Origin of the sequence: Caulobacter sp. Root1472 (assembly GCF_001426985.1) — a bacterium.
GTDB lineage: Bacteria > Pseudomonadota > Alphaproteobacteria > Caulobacterales > Caulobacteraceae > Caulobacter > Caulobacter rhizosphaerae.
In genome coordinates, this window is record NZ_LMFX01000001.1 from 641,631 (window position 1) to 658,876 (window position 17,246).

Annotated in this window: 17 protein-coding genes; 7 read left to right on the forward strand and 10 right to left on the reverse strand. The window is 67.1% G+C overall.

The features are described from left to right. Positions 1–2 precede the first annotated feature (2 nt). The gene (locus ASD47_RS02685; RefSeq protein ID WP_056751188.1) at positions 3–923 is read right to left on the reverse strand and encodes a LysR family transcriptional regulator; all 921 of its coding nucleotides are present in this window, start codon (positions 921–923) and stop codon (positions 3–5) included. Positions 924–1,203: 280 nt separating this feature from the next. Here ASD47_RS02685 and ASD47_RS02690 point away from each other — a divergent pair, with 280 nt between their 5' ends. The 7 genes from ASD47_RS02690 (at position 1,204) to ASD47_RS02720 (ending at position 6,288) form a co-directional block, all read left to right on the forward strand. After that, a complete protein-coding gene (locus tag ASD47_RS02690; protein ID WP_056751192.1) occupies positions 1,204–1,503 on the forward strand; it encodes a hypothetical protein in 300 nt (99 codons plus the stop codon). A gap of 31 nt (positions 1,504–1,534) precedes the next feature. Next, positions 1,535–2,224 (forward strand): type 1 glutamine amidotransferase domain-containing protein, encoded by a 690-nt coding sequence (locus tag ASD47_RS02695; RefSeq protein WP_056751195.1) that lies wholly within the window; start codon positions 1,535–1,537, stop codon positions 2,222–2,224. Between the two features lie 2 nt (positions 2,225–2,226). Next, complete coding sequence (locus tag ASD47_RS02700; RefSeq protein WP_056751198.1) at positions 2,227–3,201, forward strand: amidohydrolase family protein; 975 nt, start codon at positions 2,227–2,229, stop codon at positions 3,199–3,201. 40 nt (positions 3,202–3,241) lie between these two features. Next, positions 3,242–4,036, forward strand: coding sequence for a carboxymuconolactone decarboxylase family protein (locus ASD47_RS02705; RefSeq protein WP_056751201.1), 795 nt, complete (start codon positions 3,242–3,244; stop codon positions 4,034–4,036). Positions 4,037–4,070: 34 nt separating this feature from the next. Continuing rightward, on the forward strand, positions 4,071–4,511 hold the full coding sequence (locus ASD47_RS02710; protein WP_156402075.1) for a putative quinol monooxygenase: 441 nt from the start codon (positions 4,071–4,073) through the stop codon (positions 4,509–4,511). 140 nt (positions 4,512–4,651) lie between these two features. Then, positions 4,652–5,584 (forward strand): NAD(P)-dependent alcohol dehydrogenase, encoded by a 933-nt coding sequence (locus ASD47_RS02715; protein WP_056751204.1) that lies wholly within the window; start codon positions 4,652–4,654, stop codon positions 5,582–5,584. 2 nt (positions 5,585–5,586) lie between these two features. Then, on the forward strand, positions 5,587–6,288 hold the full coding sequence (locus ASD47_RS02720) for a YafY family protein (RefSeq protein ID WP_056751207.1): 702 nt from the start codon (positions 5,587–5,589) through the stop codon (positions 6,286–6,288). Positions 6,289–6,514: 226 nt separating this feature from the next. Here the strand turns inward: ASD47_RS02720 and ASD47_RS02725 are convergent, their stop codons facing one another. The 9 genes from ASD47_RS02725 to ASD47_RS02765 all read right to left on the reverse strand — a co-directional run bounded on the left by ASD47_RS02725 (position 6,515) and on the right by ASD47_RS02765 (position 16,862). Beyond that, positions 6,515–7,867, reverse strand: coding sequence for an alginate export family protein (locus tag ASD47_RS02725; RefSeq protein ID WP_056751210.1), 1,353 nt, complete (start codon positions 7,865–7,867; stop codon positions 6,515–6,517). Beyond that, positions 7,864–8,574 (reverse strand): YoaK family protein, encoded by a 711-nt coding sequence (locus ASD47_RS02730; RefSeq protein ID WP_056751213.1) that lies wholly within the window; start codon positions 8,572–8,574, stop codon positions 7,864–7,866. Before ASD47_RS02730 ends, ASD47_RS02725 begins: the two co-directional genes overlap by 4 nt. Further along, positions 8,571–8,987, reverse strand: coding sequence for a DoxX family protein (locus ASD47_RS02735; RefSeq protein ID WP_056751215.1), 417 nt, complete (start codon positions 8,985–8,987; stop codon positions 8,571–8,573). The genes ASD47_RS02730 and ASD47_RS02735 overlap by 4 nt, the downstream gene beginning before the upstream one ends. A 2-nt stretch (positions 8,988–8,989) precedes the next feature. Beyond that, positions 8,990–10,840: an amidohydrolase gene (locus ASD47_RS02740; RefSeq protein WP_056751219.1), complete on the reverse strand. Its 1,851-nt coding sequence runs from the start codon at positions 10,838–10,840 to the stop codon at positions 8,990–8,992. Positions 10,841–10,938: 98 nt separating this feature from the next. Then, a complete protein-coding gene (locus ASD47_RS02745; RefSeq protein ID WP_056751222.1) occupies positions 10,939–11,208 on the reverse strand; it encodes a DUF1427 family protein in 270 nt (89 codons plus the stop codon). A 63-nt stretch (positions 11,209–11,271) separates the two neighbouring features. Then, positions 11,272–11,937, reverse strand: a complete 666-nt coding sequence (locus ASD47_RS02750) for a hydrolase (RefSeq protein ID WP_056751225.1) — start codon at positions 11,935–11,937, stop codon at positions 11,272–11,274. Positions 11,938–12,214: 277 nt separating this feature from the next. Beyond that, positions 12,215–12,577 carry a GntR family transcriptional regulator gene (locus ASD47_RS27365; protein ID WP_056751229.1) on the reverse strand — a complete coding sequence of 121 codons (363 nt, stop codon included), beginning with the start codon at positions 12,575–12,577 and terminating at the stop codon, positions 12,215–12,217. Next, positions 12,574–13,989, reverse strand: coding sequence for a glycoside hydrolase family 32 protein (locus ASD47_RS02760; protein WP_162251607.1), 1,416 nt, complete (start codon positions 13,987–13,989; stop codon positions 12,574–12,576). The genes ASD47_RS27365 and ASD47_RS02760 overlap by 4 nt, the downstream gene beginning before the upstream one ends. A gap of 128 nt (positions 13,990–14,117) precedes the next feature. Continuing rightward, a complete protein-coding gene (locus tag ASD47_RS02765; RefSeq protein ID WP_056751234.1) occupies positions 14,118–16,862 on the reverse strand; it encodes a TonB-dependent receptor in 2,745 nt (914 codons plus the stop codon). Positions 16,863–17,246 lie beyond the last annotated feature (384 nt).

The following is a 17,246-nucleotide window of genomic DNA, read 5'->3' on the forward strand; positions in this document are numbered from 1 at the left end:
CGTCAAGGCGCCGTCTCGGCCTCGAGGCGCTTGGGTAACTCGGCGACCAGCGCATCGATCGCCAGGCGCGACCGCAGGGGCAGATACCGCGTGGCGGGCCATACGGCGTAGCATTCCATCATCGCGCTCGGGCGGTCCGCCCACAGCTCGACCAGACGGCCCGCAGCCACGTGCGCACCGACCAGCCAGTCGGGCAGCCAGGCCAGGCCCATGGCTTCCACGGCGGCGTCGGCGACGACTTCCAGATCATCGAAACGCAGGCGCGATCTGACGGGCACGTCCACCAGGACGCCGGCCTCGTCGGGCAGGCGCCACGGCAAGCCATAGTCGTTGCGCCAATAGGTGAGCAGCTCGTGCCCCGAAAGGTCGCTCAGCGCGCCCGGCGCGCCGCCCCTCGCCTCCAGATAGGCCGGGGCGGCGCATAGCACCTTGCGCTGGCTGACCAGGCGCCGCCCCTGCAGCGCCGAGCCATGGCCGAGAGCCCCGTTGCGGACCGCCAGGTCATAGCCGTCGGCGATGACGTCGACCTGGCGATCGCTGAAGCTGAGCTCGAGTTCCAGCTTGGGATGCTGGCGGGCATAGGCGCGCAGGATGGGCGCGGCGCAGCGACGGCCGAACAGCACGGGCATCGACACCCGGAGCCGGCCGACCACCTCGCGGCGGCCCGACTCCAGGAGCGACTCGCTGGCCCGCAGCTCCTCGATCGCCCGCGCGCATCGTTCGTAATATTGCTGCCCGTCCTCGGTGAGGCTCTGTGTGCGGGTGGTCCTGTGAAACAGCCGGACGCCGAGCCGCTCTTCCAGGCGCGCGATCGACTTGCCGACAGCGGATCGCGTCAGGGATAGCCGCTCGGCCGCCTTTGCGAAGCTGCCCGCCTCGACCGCCTCGGCGAAGATCTGAACGCCCTCGAACCGGTCACGCATCTGGCGACGCTCCAAAGATGGCCCGGCCCATTGCGGAACAACAGGACCCAAAGACGGGAGAATTAGTCCCCAATGATGAAGCTTATTCTACGATACAACGCCGGCCAGCAAGAGATTTGTCGAGACGACCGCCGATGGCGCCGTTCTTCAGCGTCCCCTGAACCCACCCTCGCGCGACAGGGCCTCCGCTCCGCGGAGCAGCCCGCACGGCCGGCGCGCGGCGCCGCCCACGCTGCGGTTTCAACCTGCCCGGCCGCGCAAGCAACCAAGGAGTCTGACCATGAAACTGCTGTGCCTCGACATTCCCCAGCCGGGCGCGACTCTCGAGAAGTACCAGCCGCACATGGCCGACGAAGCGCGCCACGCCTGGCAAATGTACAAGGGCGGCGTCGTCCGGGACATCTACTTCCGGCAGGACCGTCCCGGCGTCGCCATCATCGCCGAGGCAGAGTCCGTCGAGGCCGCCAGGAAGGCGCTGGCCGAGTTTCCCCTGGCGAAGGCGGGCCTTCTCGATTGGGAGGTGATCCCGCTGGGTCCCTTCCTGAACTGGGAGTCGCTGTTCGCTCCCGGCAACACCTAACAGCCGAACTCAAATCCCGAGGAGGTCGAGCATGGCCGACACCATCAAGCCGATCCTTTGCGTGGTCACCAGCCACCCGATCCGGGGCGACACCGGCGAGCCCACCGGCTTCGCGATGGTCGAGCTGACCCACCCGCTCGAGGTCTTCAAGGCCGCCGACATACCGGTCGAAATCGCCTCGATCCGCGGCGGCCATCCGCCGATCGACTTCTTCGACCTCGGCGACCCGATCAATGACCGCTTCTGGAAGGACCGGGAATTCCGCGAGGTGCTCGCCCACTCGCTGATCCTCGGCGAGCTCAATCCGTCCCGCTACTCGGCGGTGTTCTTCGCCGGCGGCCACGGCACGATGTGGGACTTCGCCGACGATCCGGCCGTGCAGCGGGTCATCCGCGAGATCTGGGAGGCCGGCGGCGTCGTCTCGGCGGTCTGCCACGGCCCCGCCGCGCTGGTGAACGCCACCCTGTCGGATGGCGGTTACCTGGTGGCCGGCAAGAGGCTTGCCGCTTTCACCGACGAGGAGGAGGCCGAGGTCGGTTACACGAAGGTTGTGCCCTACCTGCTGGCGACCACTCTCAAGGCGCGGGGCGCGCTGCATCAGGCCGGACCCAACTGGTCCGAGCAGGTTGTGACCGACGGCCGTCTAGTCACCGGCCAGAACCCGGCGTCGGCGCACGGAGTCGGCCAGGCGGTCGTCGACCAGCTCAAGGCCAGGGCCTGACCATGAAGATCGTTGGCGTCGAGGAGCACGTCCTCCCCCACGCGGTGAAGGCCGCCTGGAGCACTCAGCCCGGCGGCGACGACGGCACGCTCTCGCTCAATCCGGGCGTCATCGGCGAGCGGCTCGCCGACCTCGGCAACCAACGGCTGGCGCTGATGGACGAGACCGGCATCGACGTGCAGGTCCTGTCGCTGACGACCCCGGGCTTGAACAATCTCGGGACCCACGGCGTCGACCTTGCCCGCCAGATCAACGACCTTCTGGCGGAGACCGTGGCCGCCAACCCGTCCCGCTTCCAGGCGCTGGCGGTGCTGGCGTCGGGAAATGGCGACGCCGCGGCGCGCGAACTCCAGCGGGCGGTCGAGGATCTCGGCTGCAAGGGCGCGATCCTGTACGGCCGGGTCGGCGACAAGAACCTCGACGACGCGATCTTCGAGCCCACCTTCGCCTGCGCGGCCGAACTCGGCGTCCCGCTGCTGATCCATCCGCAGATCCCGCAGGCGAGCGTTCGCGACGCCTATTATTCCGGCTTCGGCGCGCCGATCGACCTGGCCCTGTCGACCTTCGGCCTGGGCTGGCACTACGAGGCGGGCGTGCAGTTCGTGCGCGTCGTCCTGGGCGGCGTCTTCGACCGCCATCCCGGGCTGCAGGTGATCCTCGGCCACTGGGGCGAGCTGGTGATCTTCTATCTGGAGCGGCTGGCCATGCTCGACCGCGTCTGCGGACTGAAACGGCCCTTCGTCGACTATGTGCGCGATAATCTCTACCTGACCGCCAGCGGCATGTTCAGCCCGGTCTATCTGCAGCGAGCGATCGAGGCGGTCGGGCCCGACCGGATCCTGTTTTCGACGGACTTTCCCTACCAGTACCGAACGGGCGGCGACGCCCGGCGTTTCGTCGAGGGCCTGGCGCTCGACGACGCCGACAAGGCCAAGTTCGCCCACGGAAACTGGGACCGCCTCTCCAGACGCCCCTAGCCTCGCCACCACCGGGCCGTTCTTCGAAGGAGCGAACGACGTGAAGCTCGTCACCGCCTTGATCGCAGGAGTTTTCGCCATGGCCGCCACCACCGCCGAAGCCCAGCAACCCAATGTCGCTGGCCGCCGTGTCTCGCCCGACCAAGTCCGCTCCGTCGCGCCAGCGCTGGAGCAACACACGCAAGAGCGGCTCTACGGCGAGGTCTGGACCCGGCCGGGCCTAGACCGCCGCGATCGCAGCCTGGTCACCATCGCCGCCCTGATCGCCCGTGGCGAGGCGCCCGCGCTCGGCTACTACGCCGACCAGGCGCTGGAGAACGGCGTCGCGCCGCGGGAGATCTCCGAGACGATCTTGCACCTGGCTTACTATTCCGGCTGGGGCAAGGCGATGGCGGCGGTCGGGCCAGTGGGCGAGGTCTTCGCCCGGCGCGGCTTAGGGCCCGACCAGTTGCCGGCCGAGCCGCCCAGGCCGCTGCCGCTGGACGAACCGGCCGAGGCCCAGCGCGCCCGGAGCGTGGACGACCAGTTCGGGGCCGTCGCGCCGGGCCTGGTCGGCTACACCACCGACTACCTTTTCCGCGACCTGTGGCTACGCCCCGACCTCGCGCCGCGCGACCGCAGCCTGGTCACGGTCGCAGCGCTGATCGCCTCGGGCCAGGTCGGGCAGGTTCCGTTCCATCTGAACCGGGCGATGGACAACGGCCTCACCCAGGACCAGGCGGCCGAGGTGATCACCCACCTGGCCTTCTACGCCGGCTGGCCCAACGCCATGTCGGCCCTGCCGGTCGCCAAGGACGTGTTCGCCAAGCGGGCCGGGGCCGCAGCCAAGGACTGACCCTCGTGACCCAATTCGGATGGACGGAAAGACCATGAAGAGATCGAGGATGGTGATCGGCGCGGGAATCCTGGCGCTCGCCACCGCAGCTGCATCCGGCTTCGGAACAAGAGCCCAAGCCCACGCGGCGGGCGAGCCGCCAATGGTGCGCATCGCCGAGCTGGAGATCGATCCCGCCTACCTGGAGGCTTACAAGGCCATCCTGGCCGAGGAACAGGAAGCTTCGGTGCGGCTTGAGCCCGGCGTGCTGATGCTGCACTCGGTCGCCATCGCCGACAACCCGTCCCACATCCGTCTGCTGGAGGTGTACGCCAGCCGCGCCGCCTATGAGGCGCACCTCAAGGCGCCGCACTTCGTCAAGTACAAGACCGCCACCGAAACCATGGTCAGGTCGCTGAAGCTGGTCGAGACCACGCCGATCCTGCTGTGCGCCAAGTCCAGGGGACGCGCCGGCGGGCCGGTGACCTGCCTGTGACCTTTCGCGCTCGCTCGGATCGATGAGCCAGCCGCTCGACCATGGCGCCAGAAACTGTCCCCATCGGGCTCCATAGCTGCGCCTTCCTGACGGACCGCAACTCGGTCGTCCTTCCCGAAGCCATGGTGCGAGCGCCCACAATGAAACGTATTCAATATCACCGCTACGGCGGCCCGGAGGTCATGCGCCTGGAGGACTTCGACCTGGCCGCGCCCGCCGTGGGCGAGGTGGCCGTGAAGGTCCGGTTCGCCGCCGTCAATCCGATCGACTGGAAGCTGCGCGCCGGCCAGATGAAGATCGTCACCGGCAAGACCTTCCCGCGCGGCATGGGCATGGACCTCGCCGGAACCGTGACCGCCATCGGCGCCGGCGTGACCCGCTTCACGGTCGGCGACGCCGTTTTCGGGCTCGCGCGCTTCAAGGAAACCGGCGCGCTGGGCCAGGCCGTGCTGGCCAAGGAGTCTGCCCTCGCCCGGAAGCCCGACGCGGTGTCCTTCGAGGACGCCGCCTGCCTGGGAACGCCGGGCGCCACGGCCTGGAACGGCCTGGTCGACAGGGCTCGGCTGACGGCCGGCCAGTCTGTGTTCATCAACGGATGCGCAGGCGCGGTCGGAGAGGCCGCCGTCCAGATCGCGCGCGCCCGCGGGGCCCGGATCTGGGGAAGCTGCAGCGCCGACGACCTCGACCGGGCCAGGCGGCTGGGCGTGGAGCAGGCCTTCGACTACCGCACGACCGACCTTTCTCGGACCGGTCAGCGTTTCGACGTCGTCTACGACACGGCCGCGACGATGACAACGTCCCAGGGCCTTGGCCTCCTGCGCAAGGACGGGGTGTACCTGGACCTCAACCCTTCGCCCGGCAAGTTCATCGGCGCGCTCTTCAACAGGCGGTTCAAGCCGATCGTCTGCACGCCGAGGGCCGAGATCCTCGACGCTCTTGCGCTGACCGCCCAAGCAGGAAATCTTCGTCTTCCGATAGCCCAGACCGTGCCCCTGAGCGAGGCGATCGCCTTGATCACCGCCCTGGAAGCGGGCCGCAAACTTCGCGGCAAGGGCTTGGTGGCGATGGATTGAGCATGTCCCGAAGCCATCGTCTTTTCGATCTGTTGCAAGAGCTTCGCCGGCGCCGCGGGACGGTGTCCGGCGGCGCGCTAGCCCGCGAGCTCGATGTGTCGCTGCGCACCATCCGCCGCGACATCGCCACCCTGCAGGCCATGGGCGCCGACATCGACGGCGAGCCGGGCGTCGGCTACATCCTGCGCCCCGGCTTCGTCCTGCCGCCGCTGTCCTTCACCGAAGAGGAGATCCAGGCCCTGGTGGTCGGCGCCCAATGGGTCAGCCGCCAGACCGACGAGGCCCTGGCGCGCGCCGTCCAGAACGCGCTGGCGAAGATCCACGGCGTGCTATCGCCCGACATGCGGCGCGCCTTGGACGATAGCGCGCTTTTCGTCAGCCGGAGCCAGGCCGCGGCATCGGGTGTCGATCTGGCGCGGGTCAGGCGCGCCCTGCGAGAGCAGTGGAAGATGCGTATCACCTATGCCGACGAGGACGATACGCCGATGGACCGAACCCTGTGGCCGATCATGTTGGGTTTCATCGAGAACCAGCGGTTCATCGCGGGGTGGTGCGAGCTCACCTCGGACTTTCGTCTCTTTCGCACCGATCGGATCCTGAAGGTCGATTTCCTGGAAGAGCGGTATGCGCGCAATCGCCGCCGACTCGTCAAGGAATGGCGGGCTCGAGACGAGCACCCATGTCGGCGGACCGATTGCAGCTAGCTCTTTCATCCGCCCAGCCGCGCACAACGCAATAGTGGTCGGAGAAGGCGTCGATCAGCCAACCGTGACGACGATCCTCCCCAGGCTGCGGCAGATCGAGGTCTTAGACGAGCAGGACGTCGGGGCCGCCATCGTCATGGAAACGCACCGCCTTCGTGGATGAACTCCTGGTCCGAAAAAGCCGACGGCCAAGCCATCGCCATTGGTGCTGGGGCCGCGGGCCTCGTCAAAAACGGTACTGAACGATCGCCATCACGAAGTCGCCGTCGCGACCGCCAGCCGCCTTGACCGCCGCATCGACCTCTTGATGCAGCGCCTCGACCTGCAGCTTGACGTTCCGCGTCACTTGCCAGCTGGCGTCGGCTTGCAGCGCATGCCCCACCGCCTTGGCTCGCGAGGCCAGCGAGCCTGGCAGCACCACGGACGGCTGCAGGTAGACGGCGTCGCCGCCGGTCTGACGGGCGCGATCCAGGTAGCTGACCTCCAGGGAAATCGCCTTGGTGGGCGACAACCCCAGGCTCGGCCGGATCGCCATCAGGTTGGACCAGCTGGTCAGGCTGCTCTCGTTGAAATAGGCGCCTTTCGGGAACAACGGGTTGAAGGTCTGCAGCCGGGCGTCGTTGGGATTCTTGTCGCCCGAGCCGGTGTCGAGGCGCAAGCCGATCCGAGGTTTCCAGGGCGCGGCCAGGGTATAGCCGCCACCGACCGATCCGCCCCAGGCACGGATCCTTTGCCCGGCGAAGCCGCCGCGCTGGATCATGCCCTCGGCCTCGAAGTCGATCGCACCGACCTGCCCCGCCAGGCGCGCGCCTAGGCTCCTGCGGCGCTCGTCGCCGGTCACCGCGCCGAACCTGGCACCGTCGCGCTCAAGCTCCAGCGCATAGACATCGAGGTTGAGATGGGACGCCAAGCGCCCCGCGGCGTAGACGCCATAAAAGTGCTGCGCGCGATTGCTGGGATCGTTGAACGCGCCCCGAGCGATCGTGACCGGCGTGACGTAGAACGCGTCCAGCCGCAGCCCCTTGGTCTGGCGAGTCACCCGCAGGCCGTCGAAGCTCTGGCGGATGTTGGGGCCCTCGCGCACCGAGACGAACCGCTGGGTGGGGCTGAGCATCAGCTCCTGCCGCCCCAGGCGCAGGCGCCAGAGCCGGTCGGCGTCCGGCGTGACGTCGATGAAACCGACCTGTGCGTCCAGCCCGTCGCGATCGGTGAGCGCCGGAGCGTCGGACTTGCCGACGTCGCGATGCCAGCCCAGCTCGCCATAGACCCGGACGCGGTCGTTCAGGTGCAGGTCGGCGCTGAACAGGCCCCGCACCAGGCCGTAGGTGTCGGCCGGTTCGCCGGCGACGCCGAAGCGCGGAGCGTCGATCGCATCGATCCTCAAACGGGCCTCGCCGCCAAGGGTCAGATAGGCGTCGCCGCCGACCGGTATGTAGCGCAGGACGTCCAGGCCCGTGCGATCCGCCGCGGCCAAATAGGCATAGGTCTCGTCGGAGCGGATCGGCTTAAAGGCCTCGGCGGCTTGGGCGGCGCTGGCGCTGGCCAGGATGGCGACGAGCGCGGTCGCAGCGAGGTTCATGACCGCTCTCCCCGAACGGCGTGGAGAACCGCCAGCACCGCCACCACGATAACGCCCAGCGCAAGGCTCCAGGCGCCGGCGACCAGCACCCCGATCGCGCCGCCCATGGCGCCGAGCGCGAAGGCCGTCACGGGGGGCCAGGTCTTGCGGATCCGCGCCTTCAGCGCCTCGTCGGGACGGCCACGGGCGATGGCCAGATCGACGATGTCGATCGCCACCTGGGTTACGTTGCCGGTCATCATGGTCGTCGGCGCCAGATGGGTGAAGACGACGCGCGCGCCGACGTTTTGCACCGCCATGGCCGCCACCCCCGTCAATCCGGCCAGCATGACGGACGGCGCGTTGGCGCTGGCGGCGGGCAAGGCCCACACGGTCAGGAGCATGAAGCCCGCTAGCAGGACCGCCTGCAAGGCCAGGACCAAGACCTCGCAAGGCTGGCCCCGGGCGTTGCGCCAGCGGATCAACGCGTAGGCAGCCGCCACCGCGCCGATGAACACCGGCAGGGCCAGGAGCTTGGTGGCCAGGCCGCCCGCGTCGCCCGCCAGCCCTACGCCCAGCATGACGATGTTGCCGGTGGCGTGGGCGACGAACAGGCCGAATAGCAGCACAAAGCCAATCACGTCGACATAGCCGCCGACGAAGGCCATGCCCACGCCGGTCACGCCGGCCAGACGGGTCTCCTTCGTCAGGATCGGCTGCGGGTTCATGCGGCGCGCTCCTTTTCGACCAGGGCCGCCGCGACCATGAAGCCGCCGATCAGGCCGATGTGTTCCAGGAAGGTGTTCAGGGCGTGGAAGCGCTCGGCGGGGTCAGCGACCGTCCAGTAGGGATGGGCAATCAGGGTGGCCAAGGCTGTGAAGACGCCCAGCGCGCCGGCCGCCAGCCAGCTCAGCCGGCCGAAGATCAACAGGACCGAGCCGCCCAGCTGGACGGCGATCGTGGCGGCGACCACCAGGACCGCGGGCCGAAGGCCGAAGTGCGCCGCCTCGCCGAGCGCGTCCCGCCAATGGGTCAGCTTGTAAAGGCCGGCGAACCAGTAGGGCGTGGTGAGGACCGCGCGCGCGACAGGCCCGAACACGGGGGCCCGCAGCAGGGCGGCGATGGGTCGGGGCGTGGTCATGATCACACCGCCCAGCAGCCGCAGCCCATGGCGCCCCAGAAGGAGCGCGCATCGCTGGTCGGAGCGTCCCGCGTGTAGGCGGACGCGTGGTCGTGGCCGTGGACGTTGCAGCCGCTGGCGCAGCCGCAGGCCAAGGCCAGGGCGCGGGCATGGCCGCGCGAACGATCCTGGTAGCCGCCGAAGGTCCGCACCGGCGACCAGTCGGGCATCGGCGGCGGCAGGACTGGCGCCAGCTTGTCGTACTCGCCCTGGCCGTGGACCACCTTGCCGCCCAGCAGGGTCAGCACGGACGACAGGTGCGGGATCTCGTCCTCGGGCACGGTCATGTAGTCGTCAGCGAGCACCGCCAGGTCCGCCAGTTGGCCGACGGCGATCTGGCCCTTCTTGCCTTCCTCGTTCGAGAACCAGGTGTTGGCGGTGGTCCACAGGCGCAGCGCCTCCTCGCGGTCGAGGCGGTTGGCGGGCGGATAGAGCCGCATACCGCCGACCGTCTTGCCGGTCACCAGCCAGTTCAACGAGACCCAGGGGTTGTAGCTGGCCACGCGGGTGGCGTCCGTGCCGGCTCCGACCGGGACGCCGGCCTTCAGCATCTTGTTGATTGGCGGCGTCGCCTCAGCCGCCTTCGCGCCATAGCGGTCGATGAAGTACTCGCCCTGGAACGCCATCCGGTGCTGCACGGCGATGCCGCCGCCCAGGGCCGCGATACGGTCGATGTTGTGGTCGCTGATCGTCTCGGCGTGGTCGAAGAACCAGTGCAGCCCGTCGAACGGCATGTCCTTGTTGACCTTCTCGTAGACGTCCAGCGCCCGCGTGATGGTCTCGTCATAGGTGGCGTGCAGTCGCCAGGGCCAGCGGTTCTCGACTAGGTGGCGGATCACCGGCTCAAGATCGCTCTCCATGCTTGGCGGCATTTCCGGCCGCTCGACGCGGAAGTCCTCGAAGTCGGCGGCGCTGTAGACCAGCATCTCGCCCGCGCCATTGTGGCGGTACTTGTCGTCGCCCTGCCCCGGCTTGACCTGCTTGGACCAGCTTTGGAAATCCGACAGCTCGGCCTTGGGCTTCTGGGTGAACAGGTTGTAGCTGATGCGCAGGGTCAGCTGGTCGTCGGCGTGCAGTTTCTCGACGATCTCGTAGTCGTCGGGATAGTTCTGGAAGCCGCCCCCGGCGTCGATCACCCCGGTCACGCCCAGGCGGTTCATCTCGCGCATGAAGTGGCGCGTGGAGTTCAGCTGGTATTCCGGCGGCAGTTTGGGACCCTTGGCCAGGGTGGCGTAGAGGATCGTCGCATTGGGCTGGGCCAGCAGCAGGCCCGTGGGCTCGCCCGAGGCGTCGCGCTGGATCTCGCCGCCGGGCGGGTTGGGCGTGTCCTTGGTGTAGCCGACGGCGCGCAGGGCGGCGCGATTGAGCAGGGCGCGGTCATAGAGGTGGAGAATGAACACCGGCGTCTCGGGCGCGGCGGCGTTGATCTCGTCCAGGGTCGGCAGCCGTTTTTCGACAAACTGCTGCTCGGTGAAGCCGCCGACCACGCGCACCCACTGCGGCGGCGGGGTGTTGGCGGCCTGCTTCTTCAGCATGGCCATGGCGTCGGCCAGGGTCGGCACGCCGTCCCAGCGCAACTCCATGTTGTAGTTCAGCCCGCCGCGGATGATATGCATGTGGCTGTCGATCAGGCCGGGGATCACGCGGCGGCCCTTCAAGTCGATGATCGTCGGGTTCGGGCCGGCGACGGCGCGGACCTCGCCCTCCTCGCCGACGGCGGCGAACCTGCCCTCGCGGACCAGAGCGGCGTCGGCGCGCGGGTTGCTGCGATCGAGGGTCGTGAACTTGCCGTTGACGAGCAGCAGGTCGGTCATGGGGCCGGGCCTCCGAGGCTGGGCTAAAGCGGAACTGGACAGGAAGGCCGCCCCGAGGGCGACGGCCTGTCTGCGATTTGGGGGGGCGCGGTCGAGGGTCATGCCTGGCCACCTTTAGGATCAGGGCCGTCGCCGGCGATGGCCTGTGGACCCAGCACCTGACCGGCGCATTCTGGGGTCTTAAGATAGGCCACGACGGGGGCCTTGGTGAGCAGACGTTTGGCGATCGGGACCGCCTGTTCACCAAGCAGCATACCCATCAACCCGAGCAGGGCGATGGCCGGCGGGGCGGGCGAGCGCACGCCGACCAGCGAATAGATCACGCCGACGAGCAGGCCGACACCGAGGGATAGCAGGTAAGGTTTCATGCCAACGCTCCCTGAACTGAAGTGGAGGCGGGGTCTTGTACAAACCCCGCCTCGAAACCGGCCTCAGGCGGCGGCCACGTGGCTTTCCGACGCGCCGAACATCGACTTGGCGTAGGTGATGCCAAGGCCGTAGGCGCCGCCCAGCTCGCGAGCGATCCCGGTGGTCAGGTCGTAGGTCTCGCCGCGCGCCCAGTCACGCTGCAGCTCCAGCAGATATTGCAGGGACGTGATCGGCTGGGCCCCGGCCTGGATCATGCGCGACACCGCGCGCTCGTGGGCTTCGTCAGAGACATCGCCGCTGGCGTCGGTGATCACATAAACCTCAAAACCCTGGTCCAGAGCCGAGAGCGCGGGACCGACGATGCAGACCGAGGTCCACAGGCCGGCCAGGACGATGCGCGTCTTGCCGATGGCGTTGACCTCGGCGATCACGGCCTCGTCTTCCCAGGTGTTCATCGACGTGCGGTCCAGCAGGGCCTTGCCGGGAAACGGCGCGGTGACCTCCGAGAACATCGGCCCGGAAAAGCTCTTCTCGGCGACGGTGGTCAGGATGGTCGAGACGCCGAATCCGGCGGCGGCGCTGGCGACCAGGCCGGCGTTGTTGCGCAGCTCGATAGTCGAGATCGACTTGGTCGCGAAGGCCATCTGCGATTGGTAGTCGATCATGATCAGGGTGTGATCGGCGGCGCTCAGGAGGCGGGCGCCTGGGGTGGCGGTGGCTTGGATCATGGCTAGGTCCCTTGATGCTTGGAGGACCTGTTCCGGCCGCCCCGTTGTTCTGACAGGGACACTTTGGACTCGGCGCATCACCACATAAATGGAAAGTATCGAAACCTATTGTTTCCAAAATGGCGTCAAAACTCCCTCACCGCAGGGGCCTGGGATGCACGAACCGCTCAAGGCGCAACGTTCTCCCGCCCAAGGAGTCGCATACCCTGATCGCGCTCGATCCGCCGCTAGGTCGCCCTCAGGAGGTGCTTCACCTTGGTCCCGGTCGTCGCCATTCCTAGTCGGAGGCGAAATAGGTTCCCGCTCCCTGCCTGCGCTGGATGATCCCCTCACGCTCCAAATCCGCCAAAGCTTTGCGGACCGTCACGCGCGCTATCCTGAGCTCTTGCGCCAAGCGTCGCTCGGTCGGCAGCCGAACGCCGCGATGGGGCGCTTCGATCTTGCGGATCATGTCCGCCAGCTGTCGATAGAGCGGACGCCGGGGATCAGATCGCATCAGGCGGGCGCGGGCGAAGGCCAAGTCGATGACGACGGGCGTATCAGCGGGCGTGGGCTCTAGAAGGACCGTCTCCGCCAAAGGGCTCCCGTCGTCGGCTCCGAGCGCTTCGACACGCTTGGGGATCGACCCAGGATGGATCACGGAGGGCTTCCCCCGGAGCCTTGCTTGCGCGCGGCGCGGACCATGACCGACCCGGCCAGCTGCGAGAACCCGCCGTCGGCGAAGAGCGCCAGGTCCGACTTGTCGACGCCGTAGTACCGGAAGCTCAGGGCGCGAAAGCGGTTGATGTAAAGAACCCCCAAGCCCCGTTTCGGGTCGATCACCAGGTCAACCACGTAGCGGCCGTCTGCCGTTCGCGGAAACGCCACCCGCGGCGCGTTCGCGCCTTGCCCACGATAGAGGAACGCGGCCTCGCCCTTGGCGGTATCCAGTTCCAAGACGCTCTTGCCGCCCTTCCCCGCGTCAAAGCTGACGCCGAAGCGGTCCCCCGGCTTGACCGTGATGTCGGCCTTGGCCAGCAGCGCCTGGTCGGCGGGACCGATCAGGGTTTGGGTCAAGGAGATCTTGGCGCGTTCGGTGGAGAACTGGCCTGCCACGGCGTCAGGCAAGCTGACGGCCAGGACGCCAGGTCCTGCCCGACGGATCGCATGCGCGACCAGATCGCCGCCCCAGACCAGGTCCCGGCTGTCCTTGTGCAGCTCCTTGTGCGCCACCCAGCCGAACAGCAGCCGTTCACGTCCCGAGCCGGCCGTCCTGCCCGCGTAGAAGGCGCGCCCATCCAGGCCGTTGAAGCGCCCATATTCATATTTGCCGTCGCTTTTGGGCGCGGTGAGGTACCGGACCAGTCGATATTCTTCGCGCTGATCGGAGAAGACGATGAACCAGTCATCGCCCTCGGAGAAGAGGTCGGGCACTTCCAGATTCAGCGGCGAGCGTTCCGAATAGAGCGGCGCGGCGGCGGTCCATTTGACGAGGTCGGGCGAGGTATAGAGGGCGATCACCGCATCGAACTTCTGGCGCGACGCCAGGACCATCCAATAGGCCTTGGCCTGAGGGTTCCAGAACACGAACGGGTCGCGAAAGTCCCGCTGGTCATAGGTCGGCTTGCCGGCGAACGTCGCCTTCGGATCCTTGACCCAAGGTCCGGCCAAGCTGGCCGCCCTGGCCACCATGGTCACCTCCATGGGCGCGCCGTTCGGGTCGTGCCCGGTGTAGAAGAGGCGATAGCCGCCGGCCGGGTCGGCGATGACGCTGCCGCTACCCGTCCAGACGTCGGGCGAGCCCTGCTCGCCGACCTTGACCGCCTCGATCGGCTTGGACCAGGTGCTCAGGTCGGACGTCTGCGACATCCACCAGGGATGACGCCCCTCGTTCTTGAGGTAGAAAATCGAATAGACGCCGTTCTCGTAGTAGGGATTGGGATCACCGATCCCCTCAGGCTCGCCGGCGAAGTAGACCGCGCCGTCCTGGGCGGTCTGTGCTGCGGGCGTTTGGGCTTGAACGGCCGCTGGCGCTACGGCCAACAGGGCCGCGCCGAGCATTGATGCGAGCATCGCTACGCTCCTTGGCTGATCAGAAATGCGCATCCGCCGCCTGCAAGGCTAAGCGGTCATGGCGGTCGCTCGGAGACGGGGAGCGCCTTGGCGCTCCCCGTTCAGACCGTCCAGATGGCCGTCGCGCGCTACATCTTGAAGCGCAGGCCCAGGCTGATGTAGCGGCCCTCGACCCGCAGATCCCGGCCGAAGGCCTGCGTTTCGCTGTAGTTGCGGTAGGTCTTGAAGGGCGTGCCGAGAATGTTGCTGACGTTGCCGACCAGCGTGAAGCCCTTCGAAAGCTCATACGACGTTGACAGGTCCAGACGGTTCACCGCCCGCGTCAGCTGGCCGGCATAGAGCTCTTCGTTGGTGTTGCGGTTGTAGTTGTCCACGTACTCGGAACGATGGTTGTAGGAGAGCCGCGCGGCGAACGGCCCCTTTTCGTAGAAGCCGGTGAGATTGTAGGCCCACTTGGACACGCCGGGGATCTTCACCTGGCGTGCGGACTCGCCCAGCGTCTGGGGCAAGGCATAGGTCCCGTCGAGGTAGGTCAGGTTGGTCTGGACGCCAAAGCCCGACCACCAGCCCGGCAGGAAGGTGAAGAAGGTCTGGAAGTTGGCTTCCGCCCCCAGCACCCGGCCCTTGCCAGCGTTCTCCGGCCGGCTCAGCTGGATCAGGCCATAGGTCGGATCGGTGACATCGCGGGTGTAGTAGCTGATGAAGCCGTCCAGATCGTGGTAGAAGAGCGCCAGCGTCGCCGAGCCGCTCTTGGCGAAGTAATACTCGAACGAGGCGTCGTAATTGATCGACGTGAGCGGCTTCAGGTCAGGATTGCCGCCGCTGCCGGTAGCGGTGTAGTGCGGCGCAGCGCCGTCCAGACCGGTGCTGTTGATGGTGATGTTGAGCGAGGGGTTCAGCTGCCCAAAGCTTGGCCGCGTCCGCGTCTTGTTGACCGCCAGGCGCAGCTGGAACTCGGGCGTAAACCGGATGCGCGACTGGATGGACGGCAAGACGTCGACATAGTTTTGCGACACCGACTGCGGGACGATCTGCGCGGCGCCATTGGCCCCGGTGACATTGGAGAAGCCGGAATACTGGCCGTCGGTGTTGACGACGCGTACGCCGATCGCGCCGTCCACCGGATAGGCGCCCAGGTCGAACTGATACTTGCCCTGGGCGTAGGCCGCGTAGGTGGCTTCCTTGGCCGTGAAGCCACCCAGCGGGTTGTTGGGGATCTCCGCGGTGGCGTAGTTGGCCTGGCCCGTCAGGTCGAAGGCGCGCTGACGCAGCGCCTCGTCATTGTCGCGCATGGCGTCCCACGTCGGCATCAGCCACTGCCTGAACTGTTGGCCGTCGTCGCCAAAGCCGTTGGAGATCATCTCCAGCGCCCCGGTCGGCAGGCTCGCCAAGGGAATGTTCAGCGGCGCGGTGTAGGCGTAGCGGTCGTTGTTCTGGGAGCTTGCGTCGCGGTCGCTGGCGCGCACCCCGACCTTGATGGTCGGCAGCCAGGAACTGTGGGTGTCCCAGTCCAGGTCCAGCCGGCCCTGGACGCCGTCGCCCTTTTCGACATAGTCGCGCTGGTAGAGGCCGCGCCACACATAGGTGGCGGGATTGGCGATGTCATAGTCCCCCAGATTGAAGATGGCCGTCCCGTCGACATCGAACTGGACGTTGATGGTCGGCGCGCTGGCCAACTGGGCGTCGATATTGACCTGGTTGGACTGGTATTTGCTGGAGGTGTAGGCGAAGTCGCCTGACACCACGGCGCGATCGCCCTTCCATTTGAAGCCGAGCGCGCCCTGGTAGGTGTTGGTCTTGTCTTCCTGAGCCTTCCGCCAGAATTCCGGCACGTAGCCGCCGGTCTTGGTGAAGCTGGCCGCTTTCAGCGGCTCGCCCTCGACTAGGACCACGTTGCTCAGGGTCGGTGACACGCCGGTCAGGTCCGGCCGTTCGAAGTTGACATTGAACGCATCGGTCGTGACGTCGCCGCGATAGGCTTGCCAAAGCCCTTCGGCATAGAACTCCAGCTTGTCGTTGGGGCGCCATTGCAGGGTGCCATTGAAGGCGGGGCGATCGCGCACGCCCTTTTCGTAGAAGTTGCCGGCATTGGCTGGGAAGTTGAACATCCCCACGCCCGGTGTCGTCACCTTGACGGGATTGCTGGGGTTCCAGGCCATCGGCGTGATGATGGCGGAGTCGGCGTAGCGGTCGGCGTTGCGATAGGTCATGCGCACGAAGCTGACATTGGCCAAGGCGCCGATCTCGCCGATGGCCGTGTCCCAGCGCTTGGTCACCACGAGGTTGGCCGAGGGGTCATAGGCCTTGGATTGGGTGTTGTACGACCCGCGCACTTCGCCGGCGATCTCGGTGTCCTTGACATCGAAGGGCCGACGCGAGCGCAGGTTGATCAGCCCGCCAAGGCCGGGCTCGATCAGGTCCGAGGTGCCGGACTTGTAGACCTCGATGCCGGCGATCACGCCGGCCGGAAAGTCCTGCATGTGCAGCGAGCGGTCGTTGGTCGTAAAGAACTCACGGCCATTGAAGGTGGTGGCCACGTCCGGAAGGCCGCGCACCAGCACAGTGCCGGCCTCGTCGTTGTAGCGGGTGACCTGGACGCCGACGACGCGCGACAAGGCTTCGGAAGCGTTATTGTCCGGCAGCTTGCCGATGTCCTCGGAGACGATCGCATCGACCATGGCGTCGGAATTGCGTTTGACCTCCTGGGCCGAGCCGAGGGCGGCGCGGAAGCCGGTGACCACGACCTCTTCGACCGTGGAGTCGTCGACCGGCTTGGCGGGCTTGTCGTCGGTCTGCTGGGCGAAGGCCGGCGAGACGGCCAATAGCGACACCAGCGACGCGGAACAGAACAGGGCGCGAATGGTCCTAGGCATAGTGTTTCCCCTCATTGTTTGATTGTTTTGGTTCGATATCGCGAGCACTGGAGCGCGAACCGGCGCCTGAAGGCTGCGAAAATGGCGGTTGCCTATTCGGCACGGCCAAGACCGCCGCGAGCGTTCGGCGCGGCCGCTGGCGAACAGCGCAAATCCTTCGTCGGGTGGACGACTTCACCGGTTTCCTCCCCTGGACCACAGCGTGCGTTCACGCTTGCGGCAGCCTTGCTTGGCACTAAATCTAGAAAGGTGATTTAGTTAGGTCAAGACGGAATCGTCGTTTTCGGCCGGTTCGGCGACGGAACTTTCCGGGTGAAAACAATGACTTGATGGAACCTCACGACAAGGCGGGTCGGGCGCGCAGGACGCCCGACCCGTAGTCGG